The sequence below is a fragment of the Pseudomonas sp. MWU13-2105 genome (assembly GCF_023242315.1).
GTDB lineage: Bacteria > Pseudomonadota > Gammaproteobacteria > Pseudomonadales > Pseudomonadaceae > Aquipseudomonas.
In genome coordinates, this window is sequence record NZ_JALLIY010000006.1 from 58,567 (window position 1) to 79,130 (window position 20,564).

Here is a 20,564-nt window from a genome sequence, read left to right on the forward strand (position 1 = left end):
CCTTCTTGAGTAGGTGGTCGGGGTCATGGAATCGATGCTAGTGCAGCTACGAAAATTTACCAAAGCTATTCTCGCCGTGTATTAACATTCATCACCGATATATGATCGGCTGATCGAACCCTAACAATAAGAGCGCCGCGAAATGAATCTGAGCAAGGTCGACCTCAACCTTTTCATCGTCTTCGACGCCATCTATACCGAAGCCAACCTGACCCGCGCCGGGCAGATCGTCGGCATCACCCAACCGGCGGTGTCCAACGCCCTGGCGCGGTTGCGCGAGACCTTCAACGACCCGCTGTTCGTCCGCACCGCCCAGGGCATGGTGCCCACGCCAATGGCGCAGAACATCATCGGCCCGGTGCGCAATGCCCTGTCGCTGCTGCGTATCTCGGTCCAGGAAAGCCGGATCTTCAACCCGTTGCAGGCGAACAAGACCTACCGCATCAGCATGACCGACCTGACCGAGGCGGTGATCCTGCCGCCGCTGTTCCAGCGCCTGCGCCGCCTGGCACCGACGGTGGTGATCGAGAGCTTCCTCTCCAAGCGCCGCGAAACCACCAAGGAGCTGGCCGCCGGACGCATCGACTTCGCCGTCGACGCGCCGCTCAACACCGACCCGCAGGTACGCCATGTCAAGCTGATGGAAGACCGCTATGTCTGTGCCATGCGCAAGGCCCATCCGCTGGCAGGCAAGGACAAACTGACCCTCGACGACTACCTGGGCCTGACCCACATCCATATCTCCAGCCGGCGCAACGGCCTCGGCTATGTCGACCTGGCCCTGGGCAAGATGGGCATCCAGCGCAAGATCGCCCTGCGCTCGCAGCATTACCTGATGGCCTCGCAGGTGTTGCAACAGACCGACATGGTCATGACCGTGCCGGAGCGCTTCGCCCGCCGCCATGACCTGCATTACTTCCCGTTGCCGGTCAACGACGTGCCACCGGTGGAAACCCACCTCTACTGGCACGAAAGCACCGACCAGGACCCGGCCAACCGCTGGATGCGCGAACAGATGATCGAACTGTGCCAGCAGGTCACCGCCCATGAGAAGAAGCTCGACAAGGCCTGAGCCAGAGGAAAGCACTGTTCACTTGAATCTGAACGCATGCCCTGTGGGAGCGGAGCTTGCCACAAGAGGAACAGCGTACTACCGCCATGCTTGACGTATACGTCAAGCAACCCTTAGCTTAGCGCCATGACCTTTCTCGAGCGCTTTCATGAGCAGCCAGACCTACAGCATCTCCGACCTCGCCCGCGAGCTCGACATCACCACCCGGGCCATTCGCTTCTATGAAGAGCAGGGCCTGCTAACTCCTGAACGCAAGGGCCTGGAACGCATCTACTCGGCCCGGGACAAGGTGACCCTGAAACTGATCCTGCGCGGTAAGCGCATCGGCTTTTCCCTGGCCGAGTGCCGCGAGTTGATCGAGCTCTACGACCCCACCAGCGGCAACCAGAAGCAACTCAACAGCATGCTGGCGAAAATCACCGAGCGCCGGGCGCAGCTGGAGCAGCAACTGCTGGATATCGAGCAGATGCAACTGGAGCTCGACACCGCCGAGGAGCGCTGCCACCAGGCCCTGCAGACCCTGGAAACCCAGGCCCTCTAGGCACTCATCAGGTAATCTTGTAAACACCGTCCCTGTAGGCGCCGGCTTGCCGGCGATGGCGTCCGGACAGGCGCCGCAAGGCTCAAGGGCCTCATCGCCGGCAAGCCGGCGCCTACAGGGGACCGCATCAGTAGTGACCACTTTGCGCAAGGTATCCTCCATGTCCCTACCCACCCACGTACGCCTGGTCGAAGTCGGTCCTCGCGACGGCCTGCAGAACGAAGCCCAACCCATCAGCGTGGCCGACAAGGTGCGCCTGGTGGACCGTCTCAGCGACGCCGGCCTGGGCTATATAGAAGTCGGCAGTTTCGTCTCGCCCAAATGGGTGCCGCAGATGGCCGGTTCCGCCGAAGTCTTTGCCCGCATCCAGCGCAAGCCCGGGGTCACCTATGGTGCCCTGGCCCCCAACCTGCGCGGGTTCGAAGACGCCGTGGCCGCCGGGGTCAAGGAGGTGGCGGTGTTCGCCGCCGCGTCCGAGGCCTTCTCCCAGCGCAATATCAACTGCTCCATCAGGGAAAGCCTCGAACGCTTCGTACCGATCATGGATGCCGCCCGCCAGCACGGCGTGACAGTACGCGGTTACGTATCTTGCGTACTCGGCTGCCCTTATGAAGGCCCGGTCGCCGCCGAGCAGGTCGCCGTGGTGGCCCGCGAGCTGTATGCCATGGGCTGCTACGAAGTATCCCTGGGCGACACCATCGGCACCGGTACCCCGGGGGCCACCCGGAAAATGTTCGACGTGGTCTCGGCCAGCGTGCCGCGGGAAAAACTCGCCGGGCATTTCCATGATACCTACGGCCAGGCCATGGCCAATCTCTACGCCAGCCTGCTCGAGGGCATCCAGATCTTCGACAGCTCCATCGCCGGCCTGGGCGGCTGTCCCTACGCCAAGGGCGCCAGCGGTAACGTCGCCAGCGAAGACGTGCTCTATATGCTCAACGGCCTGGGTATCCACACCGGTGTCGACCTCGACCGCTTGCTCCTCGCCGGCAAAGAAATCTGTGATGTGCTGGGACGTGTTACTGGCTCACGGGTCGCCAAGGCCCGCCAGGCGGGATGAATGTGTCCGGGTGTTACCGTCTGGAAACACAAACGAGTAACACGGAAACAGATTCACGACATTGGCCGCTGCCGAAGGTTCATGAAAAATATCAAGCCATTGATTTTAAAGGGTTTTAAAAAGTTGGCACGCCACCTGCTATATCTCTTGCATAACAAGAATAAAAAGCAGCAAACCCATAAAAATAAGACGTACCGACTCTGACATAACAAAAACAACACGGCAGAGACGCAGCTAACAGATTTTTTTGGAGAAGGTGTGCTTTCAGGGAACCCTCGGGTCACCCGCAACCGGACAGAGAAGAATAAAACTACCTCAAGGTAGCTCCCGAACTGGTTGGATCACCTGATAAAGCAGATCAGCGCTCAAAAAAATACGTTTGCTCTTTGACCCCGGATGGGGGTCACCTAAACGGCGAGAAAGGGTCACGGTTGACAAAAACAACAACAGACCGCCCCTCAATAATAAAAAAAAGAGCATACAACAACACATTCAAGGGGAGCTTCGGCTCCCCTTCGTGTTTCCGCGATTCCCCCTCTCCCCTTCTGAATGCCTGGCTAGCGTAATTCCAGGCGGTGCGCCGTTTTCACCCGGCGGCACCAGCACTACGCCCGCTGCCTGCACCAGCAGCGCAAGGTCGAGGCCGTGCCGCGCAACATGGGCACGCTCGAAGTCTTTGCCAACCCCGTGCTGGAGCAAGCCCTCGCGCCGTTCAGGTTCGCGGCCCCGACAAGCCAGGCTACAAAAGGCCCCGTCCGGTCTTGATCGAGCCGGATGCCCTAGCACGAGGCGATTACCCAACGCCCATATCCGGCTATTTTCAGCAACCAGAATACTGATCCCAACCCTATGATTCAGCTCAACTTTTTAAACTTTTATCCTCTGATGCCGGGCATAAGCTGAACGCTCCATTCACTGAAAAAGCCAATCGTCATGAGCACCGAACAACCCACCCTTGTCGCCCCCGCCAAACCGCCGCACGCCCTCAAGAACCATCACCTGATCATCAAGCGGCTGCCGTCCTGGCTGACCCAGGCCACCCTGCTCCGACGCCAGGACTTCGCCACCCGCGTCAGGCAGAGCCAGACCTCCAAAACCGCGTTGGCGCACTATCTGCGCGGTTTCAAAAGCGCCAGGGATTTTGCCGCGCCCTTGCTCTCCCGGGCCCTGGAGGAGCGCTATGGCCCCGGCCTGGACATTCACCAGGATCAGCTCAAGCACGTCCATATCCTCGCGGCGGCCACCCTCGGCCAACCACGCCAGGAGAACATTATCGTGCAGAGCCTGCTGCAAGCCGCCCTGCAAAACTTCGAAAGCAGCGAAACCGGCCATTTCGGTTTCGACCGCGGTTCGGCGATCCTGCGCAAGACCAGCGACGTCCTGAAAACGCCCATCACGCCCCCGGACTTCGCCGCCCTCTGTCGCCAGCTCGACCTCGGCGGACAGTACAAGCAACACGTGGAAAGCTTTCTCCTGCCCGTCCATCGAGGTCACCCGAGCCCGGTCTTCAACCAGCTGTTCGAGCGACACGAACGCGACGAGCTGGCGGTGCAGGCGGAGATCGCCCTGATGAAAGGCTCCCTGGACCTGTCGGCCTACCAGATGCTGCAAAGCCTGCTCGACCCGACGCGGGCCGCGCGCTGGGACAAGCGCCCGGTGCAATGCTGCTACCTGACCTTGCTGGATTTCCCCAACCCCGGCAGCGGCGACTGGGGGGCGATGCTCAAGGGCGTCCTGCTGATCGAACAAGACGCCCCTGTCGCCGGCGCCGCGCCCTGTGTGGTCTATCGCTCGGGCGATGCGCACCAGGCTATCAAGCGCTACCCCTCCTTCACTGCCTTCCACGATGAGCTCAGGGAACACCTGCGGGACAAAAGCCATCAAGGCGATTTCAAGCGTTATGTGCACCTGCGCACGCAACCCCTGTTGTTCCATGCCCTCAACGAGCGCCTGAGCCCCCTCGACCCGGCCAGCGGACAGCGCAAGCCCGACCCGAACGCCAACCTGAACCTGGAAAAAAACCCGCTGGGGGAAAACGCCTTGCGCGAGTTCTGCACCCTGCAAGTGGTGAAGATGCTCGACGACGCCCGGGTCACGGCGGTGCCCACCGACGACGAGGACAAGAAAACCCGCACGGCGCGCCTGCATGCGTTGCTGAACTGGACGGTCAACCTGTTGTTCCTGGTGCCCGGGCTCGGCGAAGCCATGCTCGCGGTCGCCGCCGCGCAATTGGTCGTGCAGCTCTACAACGGGATCGAAGAATGGCGCCATGAGGAGAAAGAGCAAGCGGTACTCGGCTTTCTCGGGGTACTGCTGAATCTCGAACTGTTGGGGCTGGGAACCGCGCTGGCGATGGACTTCGAAGGTTCGTCGTTCATTGAAGGACTCCAGTCGGTCCGGCCGCCGCAAGGTGGACAGGCACTCTGGAAACCCGACCTGGCGCCCTATGCCCACAGCCTGCCCGAGACCCCGGCATTGCAGCCCGACGCCGCCGGGCTCTATCACTATCAGGGCAAGACCTACCTGGGTCTGGACGGCCGCCATTACCAGATCAACCCCGGCGCCACCGCCAACCGCTTCCACCTGCAACACCCGAACAACCCCGACGCCTATACACCGCTGGTCCATCACAACGGCAAGGGCGCCTGGCTCCATGAGTTCGAACAACCCTGGCAGTGGCGCAAGCCGCAGCTGTTTGCCCGGCTGGGGCCGGACGCCGCCAGCCTCGACCCGGCGTCCGCGGACCGGGCCCTGCAATTGAGCGGGGTCGACGAGCATGTCCTGCGGCGGCTGTTCGTGGACCGCGAGCGGCCCCCGGCCCTGCTCGACGACAGCGTGACCCGTTTCAAGCTCGACCAGGACCTCAAGCGCCTGGTGCAACGCCTGCAAAACGGTGGCGCGGCCAACCCTTCGCTGGACGAACTGCACATGGAACTGCAGTTGCTCACCAGCGAAGCGGTCTGGCCGCGTTCGAAGGTGCTGCGGCTGCTGGATCGACACGGCGTGCCGCTGAAGGAATACCCTGCCGGCCAGTTGCAAGCGTTGCAACGCATCGACCTCGTCTGGCCGGGGCTTGATGCCAACCAGCTGTTGCGCCATGTCCTGGAAAAACTCGACGAGGCGGAAATTCGCGGCTTGCTGGGCGAAGACTTCGGCACCGGCCCCATCAGCCTGGACGCCCGCAGCGTGGCCCTCAGGCGCAAACTCGCGGCCCAGGCCGCCAACCGCCGGGCAGCGCTGTTCGATTCGCACTATCGCTATCGGACCCAGTCCGAGAACCCCGCTGTCGCCGTGATCCAGCACGACTTTCCGAGCCTGCCGAGCAGCATTGCCGAGGAATTGCTCCGGCACGCCAGTCCGCCCGAGTACAAGCTGTTGCTCGACGCGCGACGCGTGCCCTTGCGACTCGCCGAAGAGGCCCGGCACTACGGCCGTAACCTGCGCCTGGGACGGGCCGTGGAAGGGCTTTACCTCGATGCGGCGCACAACCCGGACACCGACAGGATCATCCTCGGCCAACTCGGCAAGCTGCCGGGCTGGTCGAAGCAGCTGCGCCTGGAGATACGCGAGCAGTCCTTCAGTGGCCGCCTGCTCGACAGCCTCGGTCCGGAGCAGGCGACGATTCGCAAGGTGCTGGTCAAAAAAGGCGATCTCTACGAAGCCCATGATGCCCTTGGCCAGGAACTGCACGGTCCGGACGACCTGTACGGCAGCGTCCTGCACGCCCTGCCCGATGCCGAGCGCAAGGCCCTGGGATTTCCCGCAACCCACGAGGCCGACAAACTGAAACAGACAGTGCTCAAGCAACCCTTGCCCACGGCCAGGGAGCTGGGATCCCGCCTCGGCCTGCCGCCGCTCAAGCCCGGCTACGTTCCGCCGATGCGCCTGGCCGACGGCCGGCTCGGCTATCCACTCAGCGGTCGCGGCGTCGGCGGCAGGCCCCTGGGCAGTCGCTCCGCGGCCTTCACCGAGCGCGCCCAATGCCTGTACCCCTCCCATTCCTGGCAAGCGGTCGAGGCCTTCCTCCAATTGCGCGGGCTGAACGAGGGCGCCGCGGTGCAACGCCTCGAACAACTGGAGAGCGAGTACAACAGCCTGTGCACGGAACTCGAAGCCTGGGTCGGCACACCGCCGGGTCCCCAGGAGAGTGTGATGGTCAAAAGCCATATCGCCAGAACCATCAAGGAATGCTGGCGCCGCGAACCCAGCCAGCGCGCCACCCTGGACGGTTACCGGCTCAACGTTGTCCTTTACGACCGCAACGCCCGGCTGCCGGTGCTTTCGGCCGACTTCGGGCATGTCACCGAGTTGTACCTGAGCCTGGCCCACCCGGATATCACCACGGGGCTGAACCGCTTCCTCAGTGATTTCCCGCAGTTGAACCGGCTGTATCTCAGTGGCGGCGCCCTGACCGAGGTGCCATCGGCGCTGGGTTCGATGACCCGGCTGACCCACCTCAACCTGAGCCACAATAATATCGTCCTGAGCACGGACGCCGCCGCCCTGCTGGCCGGGATGATCCGTCTGACGGATCTGAACCTGGCACACAATCCGGGACTGGGGCGCACACCGGATTTCTCCACCATGCTCGGCCTGACCCGCATCGACCTGCACGGCTGTGGGCTCGCCACCTGGCCGAGCGGCTACGAGCGGCTGCCGGTACTGGTCCGCCTGGACCTGGGCGGGAACCAGCTCACCACGGTCCCGAGTACGCTGCTGAATCTCAGTCAACGGGGTCAACGGATCGCCAGCACCGTCAACCTCCATGGCAACCCCATCGGGGCCAGCGCCCTGGACGACGTCGCGAGCTACCATGCCGAAACCGATATCGACCTGGGCCTGGACCTGCCGACCGAATCGGACCCGGAGGCCAACCTGAGCAGCGACGATGAACCGACGCATGACCGCTGGGGCTCCCGTGGCGCCGTGCAACGGGATCAGAGTGCCTGGCTGCAAGGGCTTGCGCGCAAGGAACAGCAGACCTTCCGGGATGACTGGCAGCATCTGGCTGGCGAGGAGCCGGTCGACCAGTCCGAAGCGTTTTTCCGGGTGATCGGCGACCTGGAACAATCCGCCGATTATGAGGACAAGGTCACCCGCCCGGCCCTCATGGACAAGGTCCGGCGCATGGTCAGGGCCGCGGCCGAGGATACCGCGCTGCGCGAGAAGCTCTTCCTCAAGGCCAGCGCGCCGCAACCGGACGCCTGTGTCGACGGCATGACCGTGGCCTTCAGCGACATGGGCTTCGACGTATTGCTGTATGAGGCCTATGCCGAACCGGAGGCCCAACGGATCGAATCGAAACTGCTGCAACTGGCCAAGGGCAAGGCACGCCTGGATCGCGTCAACGGGCATGCCCGGGCATTGATCGTCAAGCGCAGGGCCGAGGGCGCGGATCCCGATGAAGCGGAAGTCTACCTGGCCTATCGCGTCGGTCTGGCCGGGCACCTGGAACTGCCCTGGCAGGCGTCGAAGATGGTTTACGAGGACGTTGCCGGTGTCAGCCAGAGTCAACTGGACGCGGCTTACCTGGCTATCCTGCAACAGGAATCGCAACCCGGGGATGCCGTCAGACAGACCGTCAAGCAGGCGTTCTGGAAGGACTACCTGGCAATCCAGTACCTGCAGGAGCTCAGCGAGAAAGAGACGCTGCGCGAACAAAAGAGCGACGCGCTGGTGGACCTGCAAACGGCACAGGAACGCTGGTTCGACAACGGCAAGCTGTCGACGGATGAAAAGGCCGGACTGGCAGCGGCGATGAAAGCGGCGGCCGCGACCCTGGGCAAGCCCGAGCGGGAGGTGTTTGCCCGGAGCATGACCGACGCCGAATACCAGGCCCTCTATGAAGCCATTGCACGCGAGTACAACGACGAGTTGGAGCGCCTGACCGAAACGGCGTTGCGCGAGCACGGGCTGGCGAGCTGAATCCTTCAGGCCAGGCACCGTCCGTGCAGGAGCCGGCTTGCCGGCGAAGACGCGCGCAAGATCGACACAGGACTTGCCGGCCCCATCGCCGGCAAGCCGGCTCCCAGATGGACCGCGACCGGGCCGGGACAGTCCGGCGAAAATGTCCGATTGACAGCCGGCCCCATCACCTTTACGTTAACGTAAAGGTGAATAAACACCCACGCCAACGCCTTGCTCAACCCATAACAAAAGGTGCCCCATGAGCTATCCGACCCTGAACTTCGCCCTCGGTGAAACCCTCGACATGCTCCGTGACCAGGTGCAGACCTTCGTCGCCCGCGAGCTGGCGCCACGGGCCGCGCAGATCGACGTGGACAACCTGTTCCCCGCCGACATGTGGCGCAAGTTCGGTGATATGGGTCTGTTGGGCATCACCGTGGCCGAAGAATATGGCGGCGCCGGCCTCGGCTACCTGGCCCATGTGGTGGCAATGGAAGAAATCAGCCGTGGCTCGGCCTCGGTCGCCCTCTCCTATGGCGCCCACTCCAACCTCTGCGTCAACCAGATCAACCGCAACGGCAATCACCAGCAGAAAACCCAGTACCTGCCCAAGCTGATCAGCGGCGAACATGTCGGCGCCCTGGCCATGAGCGAACCCAACGCCGGCTCCGATGTGGTCTCGATGAAACTGCGCGCCGACAAGCGTGGCGACCGCTACGTGCTCAACGGCAGCAAGACCTGGATCACCAACGGTCCCGACGCCAACACCTATGTGATCTATGCCAAGACCGAGCCGGAAAAAGGTGCCCACGGCATCACCGCCTTTATCGTCGAACGTGACTGGAAAGGCTTCAGCCGCAGCAACAAGTTCGACAAGCTCGGCATGCGCGGCTCCAACACCTGCGAGCTGTTCTTCGATGACGTCGAAGTGCCGGAAGAGAACATCCTCGGCGTGCTCAACGGCGGCGTGAAAGTGCTGATGAGCGGCCTCGACTACGAGCGCGTGGTGCTTTCCGGCGGTCCGACCGGGATCATGCAGGCTTGCATGGACCTGGTGGTGCCCTATATCCACGACCGCAAGCAGTTCGGCCAGAGCATCGGCGAATTCCAGCTGATCCAGGGCAAGGTCGCCGACATGTACACCCAGCTCAATGCCAGCCGCGCCTACCTGTATGCGGTGGCCCAGGCCTGCGAACGCGGCGAGACCACCCGCAAGGACGCCGCCGGGGTGATCCTCTACAGCGCCGAGCGCGCGACCCAGATGGCCCTCGACGCGATCCAGATCCTCGGCGGCAACGGTTATATCAACGAATTCCCCGCCGGACGCCTGCTGCGCGACGCCAAGCTGTATGAAATCGGCGCCGGCACCAGCGAGATCCGCCGCATGCTGATCGGCCGCGAACTGTTCAACGAAACCCGCTGAGGGGCGCGCACATGGCAATCCTGCACACGCAACTCAATCCGCGTTCGGCCGAGTTCGCCGGCAACCGCGCGGCGATGCTCGAACTGGTCGTGGCCCTGCGCGACCTGCTGGCCCAGGTCCAGCAAGGCGGCGGGGCGAAGGCCCAGGAACGGCACACCTCGCGGGGCAAACTGCTGCCACGGGAACGGATCAACCGCCTGCTCGATCCCGGCTCGCCGTTCCTGGAGATCAGCCAACTGGCGGCGTATGAGGTCTACGGCGAAGACGTCCCGGCTGCCGGGGTGATTGCCGGTATCGGCCGCGTCGAAGGCGTCGAATGCATGATCGTGGCCAACGATGCCACGGTCAAAGGCGGTTCCTACTACCCGCTCACCGTGAAAAAACACCTGCGCGCGCAGACCATCGCCCAGCAGAACCGCTTGCCGTGCATCTACCTGGTGGACTCCGGCGGCGCCAACCTGCCGCGCCAGGACGAAGTGTTCCCGGACCGCGAGCACTTCGGGCGGATCTTCTTCAACCAGGCCAATATGAGCGCCCAGGGCATCCCGCAGATCGCCGTGGTCATGGGCTCCTGCACCGCCGGCGGGGCCTATGTGCCGGCGATGGCCGACGAGGCGATCATGGTCCGCCAGCAGGCGACCATCTTCCTCGCCGGTCCCCCGCTGGTGAAAGCCGCCACCGGTGAAGTGGTCAGCGCCGAGGACCTTGGCGGTGCCGATGTGCATTGCAGGATCTCCGGCGTGGCCGACCATTACGCCGAGAACGACGAGCACGCCCTGGCCCTGGCCCGGCGCAGCATCGCCAACCTCAACTGGCGCAAGCTCGGTGAACTGCGGCAACGCACGCCGATCGCGCCGTTGTACGGCAGCGACGAGCTGTATGGCGTGGTACCGGCGGACGCCAAGCAACCGTTCGACGTGCGCGAGGTCATTGCCCGGCTGGTGGACGGCTCGGTATTCGATGAATTCAAGGCGCTGTTCGGCACCACCCTGGTCTGTGGCTTTGCCCACCTGCACGGTTATCCCATCGCGATCCTAGCGAACAACGGCATCCTCTTCGCCGAAGCCGCGCAGAAAGGCGCGCACTTTATCGAACTGGCCTGCCAGCGCGGCATCCCGCTGCTGTTCCTGCAGAACATCACCGGTTTCATGGTCGGCCAGAAGTACGAGGCCGGCGGTATCGCCAAGCACGGCGCCAAGCTGGTCACCGCCGTGGCCTGCGCCAAGGTGCCGAAATTCACCGTGATCATCGGCGGCAGCTTCGGCGCCGGCAACTACGGCATGTGCGGCCGCGCCTATGACCCGCGTTTCCTGTGGATGTGGCCGAATGCGCGAATCGGCGTGATGGGCGCCGAACAGGCCGCCGGGGTCCTGGTGCAGGTCAAGCGCGAGCAGCACGAGCGCAATGGCGAGCACTTCTCGGCGCAACAGGAAGCCGAGATAAAGCAGCCGATCCTCGACCAGTACGAACACCAGGGACACCCGTATTACTCCAGTGCCCGGTTGTGGGACGACGGCGTCATCGACCCGGCCCAGACCCGCGAAATCCTTGGCCTGGCACTCTCGGCCGCGCTCAACGCGGCGATCGAACCGAGCCGCTTCGGCGTGTTCCGGATGTGACCGTCACCCGCCGGTTCGCGCCTGCCCAGACTCGCGGAGAAAACGCCACCCCTTGTGGGAGCCGGCTTGCCGGCGATGGCGGCGGCAAGGGCAACATCGTCACCACTGGCAATCCAGCGCCAACAAAAGCTGCACAGGACCCGACACCATGACCGATTTCAACACCCTCGAACTGCAACTCGACCCCCGGGGCTTCGCCACCTTGTGGCTGAGCCGCGAAGAAAAGAACAACGCCTTCAACGCCGAGATGATCCGCGAGCTGATCCTTGCCCTGGACAAGGTCCAGGCCAACGCCGCCCTGCGTTTCCTGGTGCTGCGCGGCCGTGGCCGGCACTTCAGCGCCGGCGCCGACCTGGCCTGGATGCAGCAGTCGGCCCAACTGGACTATGCGACCAACCTCGACGATGCCCGCGAACTGGCCGAACTGATGTACAACCTGTCCAAGCTGAAAATCCCGACCCTGGCCGTGGTCCAGGGCGCGGCCTATGGCGGCGCCCTCGGCCTGATCGGCGCCTGCGACATGGCCATCGGCGCCGACGATGCGCAGTTCTGCCTCTCGGAAGTGCGCATCGGCCTGGCCCCGGCGGTGATCAGCCCGTTCGTGGTCCAGGCCATCGGCGAGCGCGCCGCGCGCCGCTACGCCCTGACCGCCGAACGCTTCAGCGGCCTGCGCGCCCGCGAGCTGGGCCTGTTGTCGGAAACCTGCGCGGCCGGTGAGCTGGAGCAACAGGTCGCGGCCTGGATCGACAACCTGTTGCTCAACAGCCCGCAAGCCATGCGCGCGAGCAAGGAACTGCTGCGGGAAATCGGCAGCGGCGAACTCAGCCCGGCGCGGCGGCGTTATTGCGAAAATGCGATTGCTCGCATCCGCGTCAGCGCCGAAGGCCAGGAAGGCCTGCGGGCCTTCCTGCAAAAACGCCCGCCGAGCTGGCAGGCCGAATCCCCCCTCAAGGAGCCGCGCTGATGAGCACGCCCGTGATCACTTCCATCCTGGTGGCCAATCGCGGCGAAATCGCCTGCCGGGTGATGCGCACCGCCAAGGCCCTGGGCCTGACCACGGTCGCCGTGCACAGCGCCATCGACCGTGACGCCCGGCATAGCCGCGAGGCCGATATCCGTGTCGACCTGGGGGGCAGCAAGGCCGCCGAAAGCTACCTGCAAATCGACAAACTGATCGCCGCCGCCCAGGCCAGCGGTGCCCAGGCGATCCATCCCGGTTACGGCTTCCTCTCGGAAAACGCCGCTTTTGCCCGGGCTATCGAGGCCGCCGGCCTGGTGTTCCTCGGCCCGCCCGCCAGCGCCATCGATGCCATGGGCAGCAAGTCCGCGGCCAAGGCCCTGATGGAAACCGCCGGGGTACCGCTGGTACCGGGTTATCACGGCGCGGCGCAGGACCTGGAGACCTTCCGCGTCGCCGCCGAGCGCATCGGCTACCCGGTGCTGCTCAAGGCTACCGCCGGCGGTGGCGGCAAGGGCATGAAAGTGGTCGAGGACGTCAGCCAACTGGCCGAAGCCCTGGCCTCGGCCCAGCGTGAAGCGCAATCGTCCTTCGGCGATGCGCGGATGCTGGTGGAGAAATACCTGCTCAAGCCACGCCATGTGGAGATCCAGGTGTTCGCCGACCAGCACGGCCACTGCCTGTACCTCAACGAGCGCGACTGCTCGATCCAGCGCCGCCACCAGAAAGTCGTCGAGGAAGCGCCGGCGCCCGGGCTGAGTGCGGAACTGCGCCAGGCCATGGGCGAGGCGGCGGTACGCGCGGCCCAGGCCATCGGCTATGTCGGTGCCGGCACCGTGGAGTTCCTGCTGGACGCCCGCGGCGACTTCTTCTTCATGGAAATGAACACCCGCCTGCAGGTCGAGCACCCGGTCACCGAAGCCATCACCGGCCTCGACCTGGTGGCCTGGCAGATTCGCGTGGCTCGCGGCGAGGTACTGCCGATGACCCAGGCGCAGGTGCCGCTGCACGGCCATGCCATCGAAGTGCGCCTGTACGCCGAAGACCCGGGCCATGACTTCCTGCCGGCCACCGGGCGCCTGGAGCTCTATCGCGAGTCGGCGTCGGGGGCCGGACGCCGGGTCGACAGCGGCGTGGCCGAGGGCGACAACATCTCGCCGTTCTACGACCCGATGCTCGGCAAGCTGATCGCCTGGGGCGAGACCCGCGAACAGGCGCGCCTGCGCTTGCTGGCGATGCTCGACGAGTTCGTGATCGGCGGGCTGAAAACCAACCTCGGGTTCCTTCGGCGGATCGTCGCCCATCCGGCGTTCGCCGCGGCAGAGCTGGATACCGGTTTTATTCCGCGCTATCAGGAAGACCTGCTGCCGCAACCGGGGGCGCGGACCGAAGAGTTCTGGCAGGCGGCCGCCCAGGCCTTCATGCAGGGCCAGGTACCTGGCGTGCGGGCGGACGACCCGGCCTCGCCCTGGGCCCAAGGCAACGGCTTTCGCAGCGGACTGCCGGCGCAAAGCGTGGTGCACCTGAGTTGCGATGGTGAGGACCGGGCCGTCAGCCTGACGCTGGAGACCCGGTTTGAGCTGCATGGGGAATACCTGTCGACGGAACAGGCCGGCGTTCGCCGGCGGCATCGGGTGATCCGCGGTGCCGACGGACTCTACCTGCACTGGCAGGGCGAGTGCCACAAGATCACCCGCTTCGACCCGATTGCCGCCGTCGACAGCGGCCACGGCCATCAGGGCGGCCTGAGCGCGCCGATGAACGGCAGCATCGTGCGGGTGCTGGTGGCGGTCGGGCAAAGCGTCGAGGCCGGAGCCCAGTTGGTGGTGCTGGAAGCGATGAAGATGGAACACAGCATCCGCGCACCCCAGGCGGGCGTGATCAAGGCGTTGTATTGCCAGGAAGGCGAGATGGTCAGCGAAGGCAGTGCGTTGGTGGAGCTGGAATCCTGACTGCAACCAAGCGTGTGTGTGCACGGCTTTTGTGGGAGCGGAGCTTGCCCGCGAAGAATGCGCTGCGGTGTATCAGGCGCACCGCGTCATCGTTCTTCGCGGGCAAGCTCCGCTCCCACAGGTGAACGCGTCACGCACGGAGCCGGTCTTCAGAATTTCGCGGTCGCCTGCACCACCACGCCGATCACGCAGCAATCCTCGGCGACCGGAATCTTCGGCCAGGTCGGGTTCAACGGCTTGAGGTAAGGATGCCCGCCCTCCTCCATCCACTGGCGGAAAATCGCTTCCTCGCCCTCGTGCAGACGGGCAACCACCAGGCTGCCGACCTCGACCTCCCGGTCCGGGTCCACCAGCACCATCATGCCCTCGGGCACACTGGTACCGGACGGCGCCGTCATCGCATCGCCCACCACCTGCAACCAGAACGCCGCCGGGGCGTAATGATCGGTCACCTCGTAACGCCCGGCGTACTCGCCCCGGGCCGAATCCCGCAGCGTGGCGATCTCCTGCCAGTCACCGACCGGGTAGCGAAACGCCGAGGTGATGTCGTAGACCTGTTCGTCGCGCTCTTCAGGGGCCTGGGCCGCCACCGCGCGGTCACGAATCAGCAGGACCACCTCCAGGTGCCCCAGGCCCAGCGCCTGGAGGACCTTGTTCATCATCACAAGATCAGGCTTGCGCCTTTTGTTCAGCCAATGACCGACGCCGCCCTGGGTGATGTCCAGGCGTTCACCAAGTTTTTCCTGCGAAAGACGAAGCTCTTCGAGCTTGGCCTTCACCAATGCTATCCATTTATCCATGGGCGGAACAATACGGATAGTACTTCGCCACTCAATACACAAAATGTATTGTTTGTGACAAGCAACGCAATACCAATAGTACTAACCTTGAAGGGCTGACTTGAACTTCCTCTGAAAGGCAGGCCCTTCATGACTTCCATCACGACAGAAAGCCCTCGAACCGACTCGAAAAGCCCGCTCGCGTCCCTCAAGGATCGCGCCGCCGCCCAACGTGCACTCGACTATTATTTGAAACCAACTGTTTCAACAGCCGCCTGCGCGGCGAATACCAGCGATGAACCTCTCTACCAGAAGCTCTTTGCCGTGCGCGATGACCTGGATATCGAGGAAGCCATGATCCAGGCCTCGGACCTGCTGCGCTGCGCGGCGGCGGCCGCCTACGAAGCCGCGAACGGGGCGAACCGCGACCTTGGTTGCTCGGTGGTGTACATGATCGACATGGCCAAGGCCCTGGTGGACCGCGTTGTGCAGATACAAACCAGCAGCGCGTGAACTCACCGTGCCCAAGCGCTTTGCCAAGCGAAGAGCGGCCTTGGGGAGAGAGCGGGGAAAAGAATATCCGCGGAGAACGGGAAAAGACTTGACCTGCAAATGATAATGATTATTATTGCAGTCAGCCGATCGCGAGATCGGTCGATAACCCGGAGACCTTAGGTCGGACTCCTGGATTATCTCCTCATCAGGCTAATCACGGTTTTTGACCCGGCTCTTTGCCGGGTCTTTTTTTGCACCCGATCAACTGCCGGGCTTGGCTTCAGGCTAATGAAGACCGCTGCGCTGCCATCTGGGTGGGCAGTCACGCTGGCGGCGATGATAGCAAAGGAACATCCCTCGATCAAAGCCCGGGACAGCCCGCGAATCGAGAGTAAGGTTGCATGGATATTTGTTTGATAATGAATATCATAAGCACTAGGCTAGCGGGGCGTCAGGGACGACGCCCCCTCCTCTCCAGCCCCCCACGCCCTCGCGCCTCGGCGAATACCCTCATCGGGGTGTACAGTAGCAGCCACAAAAAGCCTCTTCAGGTACTCGACGATGCCCGTGGTTCTACCTTCTCTGAAAATCAGCAGCGACTTCGACAGCGGCAATATCCAGGCACTGGACACCAGCAACCCGCGCCACCTGCTCCTGGCCATGGAGCCGGATACCCGCAGCCAGCATTTCCAGTGGTTTCACTTCAAGGTCGAAGGCCTGCGACCGGGCGAGGCCTACGCCTTCGAACTGAGCAACGCCAGCCAGTCTTCCTACAACAAGGCCTGGACCGGCTACCGCGCCGTCGCCTCCTACGATCATCAGAACTGGTTCCGCGTCGACACCCGTTTCGACGGTGAAAGCCTGCATATCAGCCTGGTGGCCGAGCAGGCGCAAGTCTGGTTCGCCTACTTCGAACCCTACAGCCGCGAGCGCCATGACTGGCTGATCGAACAGGCCGTGACCGACGCCGGCACCGAGTTGCTGGCCGTCGGCAAAAGTGTCGAAGGCCGCGAGATCCAACTGTTACGCAAGGGCAACGGTGCCGAAGGCCGACGCAAGGTCTGGATCATCGCCCAGCAGCATCCCGGCGAGCACATGGCCGAATGGTTCATGGAAGGAGTGATCGAACGCCTGCAACAGCAGGACGACGCCGAACTGCGCGGCCTGCTGGCGCGCGCCGACCTGTACCTGGTGCCGAATATGAACCCGGACGGGGCCTTCCACGGGCATCTGCGCACCAATGCCATGGGCCAGGACCTCAACCGCGCCTGGCAGAGCGCCAGCCGGGAAATCAGCCCGGAAGTCCTGTTCGTCCAGCAACAGATGGCCAAGCATGGTGTCGATCTGTTCCTCGATATCCATGGCGACGAGGAGATTCCCTACGTGTTCACCGCCGGCTGCGAAGGCAACCCCGGCTACACCCCCCGTATCGCCCAGCTGGAAAGCCACTTTCGCCGCCACCTGAGCGCGCTCACCGTGGATTTCCAGACCACCCACGGCTACACCCGCGACTTGCCTGGCCAAGCCAATATGACCCTGGCCTGCAACAGCGTCGGCCAGCACTTCGACTGCCTGTCACTGACCCTGGAAATGCCCTTCAAGGACAATGACGACGCTCCCGACCCGCGCACCGGCTGGTCCGGCCAGCGCTCGAAACAGTTGGGCAAGGACGTGCTCAGCAGCATCGCCGATATCGTCGGGCAACTGCGCTGAGGCTTGGCCCTGGCGCAGCGACCTGAATGCCCGCCGCAACGCCTGACCGAGCGGTTACAAAACCGCTCCTTGGCCTCGCCGCGCCGGACACGATGTGCAAGGATGGTTCCTTGCACAGCGTTGCCTGCCGGACTGCCAAGGATTGTTCATGACTGCCCTCACCTCCCACGCCCCGGTCAAACCGGGGCGCCTGGAACAGATGTCGACCCGCATCGCCTTTTTTATCGCCGGCTTCGGCGTGGCCGCCTGGGCGCCGCTGGTGCCCTACGCCAAGGCCCGCGCCGGGCTCGATGAAGGAACCCTGGGGCTGTTGCTGCTGTGCCTCGGGGTCGGCTCGATCATCGCCATGCCGGTGGCCGGCGCCCTGGCCTCGCGCTTCGGTTGCCGGCGAGTGCTGAGCGTCGGCACCGTGCTGATCTGCCTCGCGCTGCCGCTGCTGGCCACGGTCAGTTCGCTGCCCTGGCTGGTGGTCAGTCTGTTTCTGTTCGGCGCCGGGCTCGGCGCGGTGGATTCCACCGTCAACCTGCAAGCGGTGATCGTCGAGCGCGCCAGCGGCAAGACCATGATGTCAGGCTTCCACGGGCTGTTCAGCCTTGGCGGGATCGCCGGCGCCGCCGGGGTCAGCGCGCTGCTGGGCCTGGGGCTGTCGCCCCTGGGGGCGATGGGCGTGGTGATCCTGTTCCTGCTCGCGGCGCTGTTCAAGGCCGCACCGCACCTGCTGCCCTATGGCAGCGAAAGCTCGGGCCCGGCCTTCGCCGTGCCCCATGGTGTAGTGCTGTTTATCGGCCTGCTGTGTTTCGTGGTGTTCCTCGCCGAAGGCGCGATGCTCGACTGGAGCGCGGTGTTTCTCAGCGCCGAACGCCAGGTCGCGGACGCCTACGCGGGCCTCGGCTATGCCGCCTTTGCCCTGACCATGACGCTCGGGCGGCTGACCGGCGATGCCATTGTGCGACGCCTGGGGGCACAGCGAGTGATCGTCTTCGGCGGACTCACCGCCGCGGCGGGCCTGGCCCTGGCCACGTTGGTGCCGGCCTGGGAGGCGGCGTTGATCGGCTATGCGCTGGTCGGCGCCGGCTGCTCGAATATCGTGCCGGTGCTGTACACCGCCGTGGGCAAGCAGAAGGTCATGGCGGAAAGCATCGCCGTGCCGGCAATTACCACCCTGGGGTATGCGGGGATTCTGGCGGGACCGGCGGCGATCGGTTTTATCGCCCATGCCAGTTCGTTGAACCTGGCCTTTATGCTGATCGCGGGGATGCTGGTGGGGGTGGCGGTCAGCGGAAGGATCCTGCGGACCTGAAAAGGCGGCGGAGCCAAAAATGCCTTCGCGGGCAAGCTCCGCTCCCACATTGGTCCGGCATCGTGCACAACATGCTGGCCTGACTCAGAAAGACTGTGGGAGCGGCGCCGTCGGCGCTTCAGAGCGCGAAGCTGTCGATAATCGCCTGCTTGACCAGCAGCATCGCGCCATCTGTCTGCGCATGGGTGCGCCAGCCCAACTCGATGGGATAGTGCGGCAGGTCGATGGGACAGGGGAGCATCTGGATATCGCATAACCGAGCGATTGCACGGGCGGCATGGGTAGGCAAGGTCGCGACCGCCGCCGAGCCCTTCAGCAGGAAGGGCAATGCGGCGAAATGCGTGGTGGCGGTGACAACCTTGCGGCTCAGGCCCCTGGCCGCCAGCACCTCGTCGACGATGCCGATAAAGCCCCCGGAGGAGATCAGGATATGCTCGCGGGTCACATAGTCCTCCAGATCGAGGGCGCTCCTGTCGCCCAGACTGGCGCGATCCACCAGGCAGGCATAACCGCCCTCCCCGAGCAGATGCCGCCCCAGCAGCCGATTGGGAATGCCGCCGGCAGTAATGGTCAGATCGAACTGGCGCGCCATCAAGGCATCGACCGCAATCTGGCTGTGGGTCTGGCGAAAGATCAGCCGCAGGTTTTTCGCCTGTTGCGCCACGCTTTCGATCAACTGGCGACCGAGGGCAATTTCAAAGTCGTCGGACAGGCCGATGGTCACCGAACGCCCTTCATAACTGGCCAGGCTCGGCTGGACCAGGGAAAAGCTCTGGCGACACTTGTTCAAGGCATCGGAGATCACCGGCTTGAGCTGGTTGGCGATCAGGGTCGGCGACAAGCCGCGACCCGTGCGGACAAAGAGTTGATCGCCATACATCGCGCGCAGGCGATTCAAAGCGGCGCTGACCGCGGACTGGGTCAGCCCGAGCTGCAACGCCGCGCGACTGGCGCTGCCCTCGTCATGCAGGGCCTCGAAAACCTTGAGCAGATTGAGATCGGTCGCATTGATATTCATCCGGTTTGTACTGCCTGCAAATGAAGATGCCTAGATTAATACATTATCGGTACCCATCATCCCCACGGCGTCGCGCTCCGCCCCAGCCGTTCAACCCGGATTGTCCAGCGGCCCGGCGCCCCTGGCTTCCTCCAGCAGCGCCTGGATTACCTTCTCCTGCTCGGCATAAGCACCTTCGCCAAAATGGCTGTAGCGCACCTGCCCCTTGGCATCGATCAGGTAATGCGCCGGCCAGAACTGATTATCGAAGGCACGCCAGATGCTGTAGTTGCTGTCGACGGCCACCGGGTAGTCGATGTCGAGCCGCCTGACCTGTCGGCGGACATTGTCCGGAATTTTTTCCTCGGCATATTCAGGGGTGTGTACCCCGATCACCACCAACCCATCGCGCGCATACTTCTTCGCCCATTGATTGACGTAAGGCAGCGCATGCAGGCAGTTGACGCACTCGTAGGTCCAGAAGTCCACCAGGACCACCTTGCCACGCAGTGATTCAGCGCTCAGCGGCGGTGCGTTGAGCCATTCGACCGCCCCCGAGAGGGACGGCATCTGGCGACCGGTCGCGGGTTGCGCGCTGACCGTGGCGACGATGTAGTCAGCCACCGTGGAGACCGTTTGCAGTACACCTTGTCCGATCCGGCCGCAGCTGCGGGAAGAACAGCTGACACCACCTGCAATCAGCAGCGCCGCCAGTAATGCCATGCCGCCTGCCACGCGTCGCAACCCG

General features: G+C 63.8%; 13 protein-coding genes and 1 pseudogene. 11 read left to right on the top strand and 3 right to left on the bottom strand.

All coding sequences use genetic code 11. From position 1 onward, the window contains the following. Positions 1-142 precede the first annotated feature (142 nt). From M5B96_RS10205 to M5B96_RS10240, 8 genes are all read left to right on the top strand, one after another. Positions 143-1,072, top strand: coding sequence for a LysR family transcriptional regulator (locus M5B96_RS10205; RefSeq protein WP_248796555.1), 930 nt, complete (start codon positions 143-145; stop codon positions 1,070-1,072). Positions 1,073-1,220: 148 nt separating this feature from the next. Further along, positions 1,221-1,613 carry a MerR family transcriptional regulator gene (locus M5B96_RS10210; RefSeq protein ID WP_248796556.1) on the top strand — a complete coding sequence of 131 codons (393 nt, stop codon included), beginning with the start codon at positions 1,221-1,223 and terminating at the stop codon, positions 1,611-1,613. A gap of 160 nt (positions 1,614-1,773) precedes the next feature. Then, positions 1,774-2,673: a hydroxymethylglutaryl-CoA lyase gene (locus M5B96_RS10215; RefSeq protein WP_248796557.1), complete on the top strand. Its 900-nt coding sequence runs from the start codon at positions 1,774-1,776 to the stop codon at positions 2,671-2,673. 933 nt (positions 2,674-3,606) lie between these two features. Further along, positions 3,607-8,598: a dermonecrotic toxin domain-containing protein gene (locus M5B96_RS10220; RefSeq protein WP_248796559.1), complete on the top strand. Its 4,992-nt coding sequence runs from the start codon at positions 3,607-3,609 to the stop codon at positions 8,596-8,598. A gap of 241 nt (positions 8,599-8,839) precedes the next feature. Next, positions 8,840-10,003, top strand: coding sequence for an isovaleryl-CoA dehydrogenase (locus M5B96_RS10225; protein WP_248796560.1), 1,164 nt, complete (start codon positions 8,840-8,842; stop codon positions 10,001-10,003). An 11-nt stretch (positions 10,004-10,014) separates the two neighbouring features. Continuing rightward, on the top strand, positions 10,015-11,622 hold the full coding sequence (locus M5B96_RS10230) for a carboxyl transferase domain-containing protein (RefSeq protein ID WP_248796561.1): 1,608 nt from the start codon (positions 10,015-10,017) through the stop codon (positions 11,620-11,622). 148 nt (positions 11,623-11,770) lie between these two features. Further along, a complete protein-coding gene (locus M5B96_RS10235; RefSeq protein WP_248796562.1) occupies positions 11,771-12,586 on the top strand; it encodes a gamma-carboxygeranoyl-CoA hydratase in 816 nt (271 codons plus the stop codon). Then, positions 12,586-14,532 carry an acetyl/propionyl/methylcrotonyl-CoA carboxylase subunit alpha gene (locus tag M5B96_RS10240; protein WP_248796563.1) on the top strand — a complete coding sequence of 649 codons (1,947 nt, stop codon included), beginning with the start codon at positions 12,586-12,588 and terminating at the stop codon, positions 14,530-14,532. Before M5B96_RS10235 ends, M5B96_RS10240 begins: the two co-directional genes overlap by 1 nt. 149 nt (positions 14,533-14,681) lie before the next feature. Here M5B96_RS10240 and M5B96_RS10245 read toward each other — a convergent pair whose 3' ends face one another. After that, on the bottom strand, positions 14,682-15,332 hold the full coding sequence (locus M5B96_RS10245; RefSeq protein ID WP_248796564.1) for a LexA family protein: 651 nt from the start codon (positions 15,330-15,332) through the stop codon (positions 14,682-14,684). Between the two features lie 129 nt (positions 15,333-15,461). On the opposite strand from M5B96_RS10245, the gene M5B96_RS10250 reads away from it, so the two are divergent. The 3 genes from M5B96_RS10250 to M5B96_RS10260 all read left to right on the top strand — a co-directional run bounded on the left by M5B96_RS10250 (position 15,462) and on the right by M5B96_RS10260 (position 18,819). Beyond that, on the top strand, positions 15,462-15,824 hold the full coding sequence (locus M5B96_RS10250; RefSeq protein WP_248796565.1) for a DUF6124 family protein: 363 nt from the start codon (positions 15,462-15,464) through the stop codon (positions 15,822-15,824). Positions 15,825-16,367: 543 nt separating this feature from the next. Next, positions 16,368-17,519: a M14-type cytosolic carboxypeptidase gene (locus tag M5B96_RS10255; RefSeq protein ID WP_248796566.1), complete on the top strand. Its 1,152-nt coding sequence runs from the start codon at positions 16,368-16,370 to the stop codon at positions 17,517-17,519. A gap of 148 nt (positions 17,520-17,667) precedes the next feature. Continuing rightward, entirely contained in the window at positions 17,668-18,819 is a 1,152-nt protein-coding gene (locus M5B96_RS10260) for an MFS transporter (RefSeq protein ID WP_248796567.1), read from the top strand. Positions 18,820-18,937: 118 nt separating this feature from the next. Here M5B96_RS10260 and M5B96_RS10265 read toward each other — a convergent pair whose 3' ends face one another. Further along, positions 18,938-19,837 (bottom strand): LysR family transcriptional regulator, encoded by a 900-nt coding sequence (locus M5B96_RS10265; RefSeq protein WP_248796568.1) that lies wholly within the window; start codon positions 19,835-19,837, stop codon positions 18,938-18,940. Between the two features lie 90 nt (positions 19,838-19,927). Further along, positions 19,928-20,560: pseudogene (locus M5B96_RS10270) on the bottom strand (redoxin family protein); the annotation flags it as partial. Positions 20,561-20,564 lie beyond the last annotated feature (4 nt).

Excerpts from the sequence above, each read along its gene's own strand:
- M5B96_RS10245 (WP_248796564.1), bottom strand. The coding sequence starts at position 15,332 with ATGGATAAATGGATAGCATTGGTGAAGGCCAAGCTCGAAGAGCTTCGT.
- M5B96_RS10220 (WP_248796559.1), top strand. The coding sequence starts at position 3,607 with ATGAGCACCGAACAACCCACCCTTGTCGCCCCCGCCAAACCGCCGCAC.
- M5B96_RS10215 (WP_248796557.1), top strand. The coding sequence starts at position 1,774 with ATGTCCCTACCCACCCACGTACGCCTGGTCGAAGTCGGTCCTCGCGAC.
- M5B96_RS10205 (WP_248796555.1), top strand. The coding sequence starts at position 143 with ATGAATCTGAGCAAGGTCGACCTCAACCTTTTCATCGTCTTCGACGCC.
- M5B96_RS10230 (WP_248796561.1), top strand. The coding sequence starts at position 10,015 with ATGGCAATCCTGCACACGCAACTCAATCCGCGTTCGGCCGAGTTCGCC.
- M5B96_RS10225 (WP_248796560.1), top strand. The coding sequence starts at position 8,840 with ATGAGCTATCCGACCCTGAACTTCGCCCTCGGTGAAACCCTCGACATG.
- M5B96_RS10210 (WP_248796556.1), top strand. The coding sequence starts at position 1,221 with ATGAGCAGCCAGACCTACAGCATCTCCGACCTCGCCCGCGAGCTCGAC.
- M5B96_RS10265 (WP_248796568.1), bottom strand. The coding sequence starts at position 19,837 with ATGAATATCAATGCGACCGATCTCAATCTGCTCAAGGTTTTCGAGGCC.
- M5B96_RS10260 (WP_248796567.1), top strand. The coding sequence starts at position 17,668 with ATGACTGCCCTCACCTCCCACGCCCCGGTCAAACCGGGGCGCCTGGAA.
- M5B96_RS10240 (WP_248796563.1), top strand. The coding sequence starts at position 12,586 with ATGAGCACGCCCGTGATCACTTCCATCCTGGTGGCCAATCGCGGCGAA.
- M5B96_RS10235 (WP_248796562.1), top strand. The coding sequence starts at position 11,771 with ATGACCGATTTCAACACCCTCGAACTGCAACTCGACCCCCGGGGCTTC.
- M5B96_RS10255 (WP_248796566.1), top strand. The coding sequence starts at position 16,368 with ATGCCCGTGGTTCTACCTTCTCTGAAAATCAGCAGCGACTTCGACAGC.
- M5B96_RS10250 (WP_248796565.1), top strand. The coding sequence starts at position 15,462 with ATGACTTCCATCACGACAGAAAGCCCTCGAACCGACTCGAAAAGCCCG.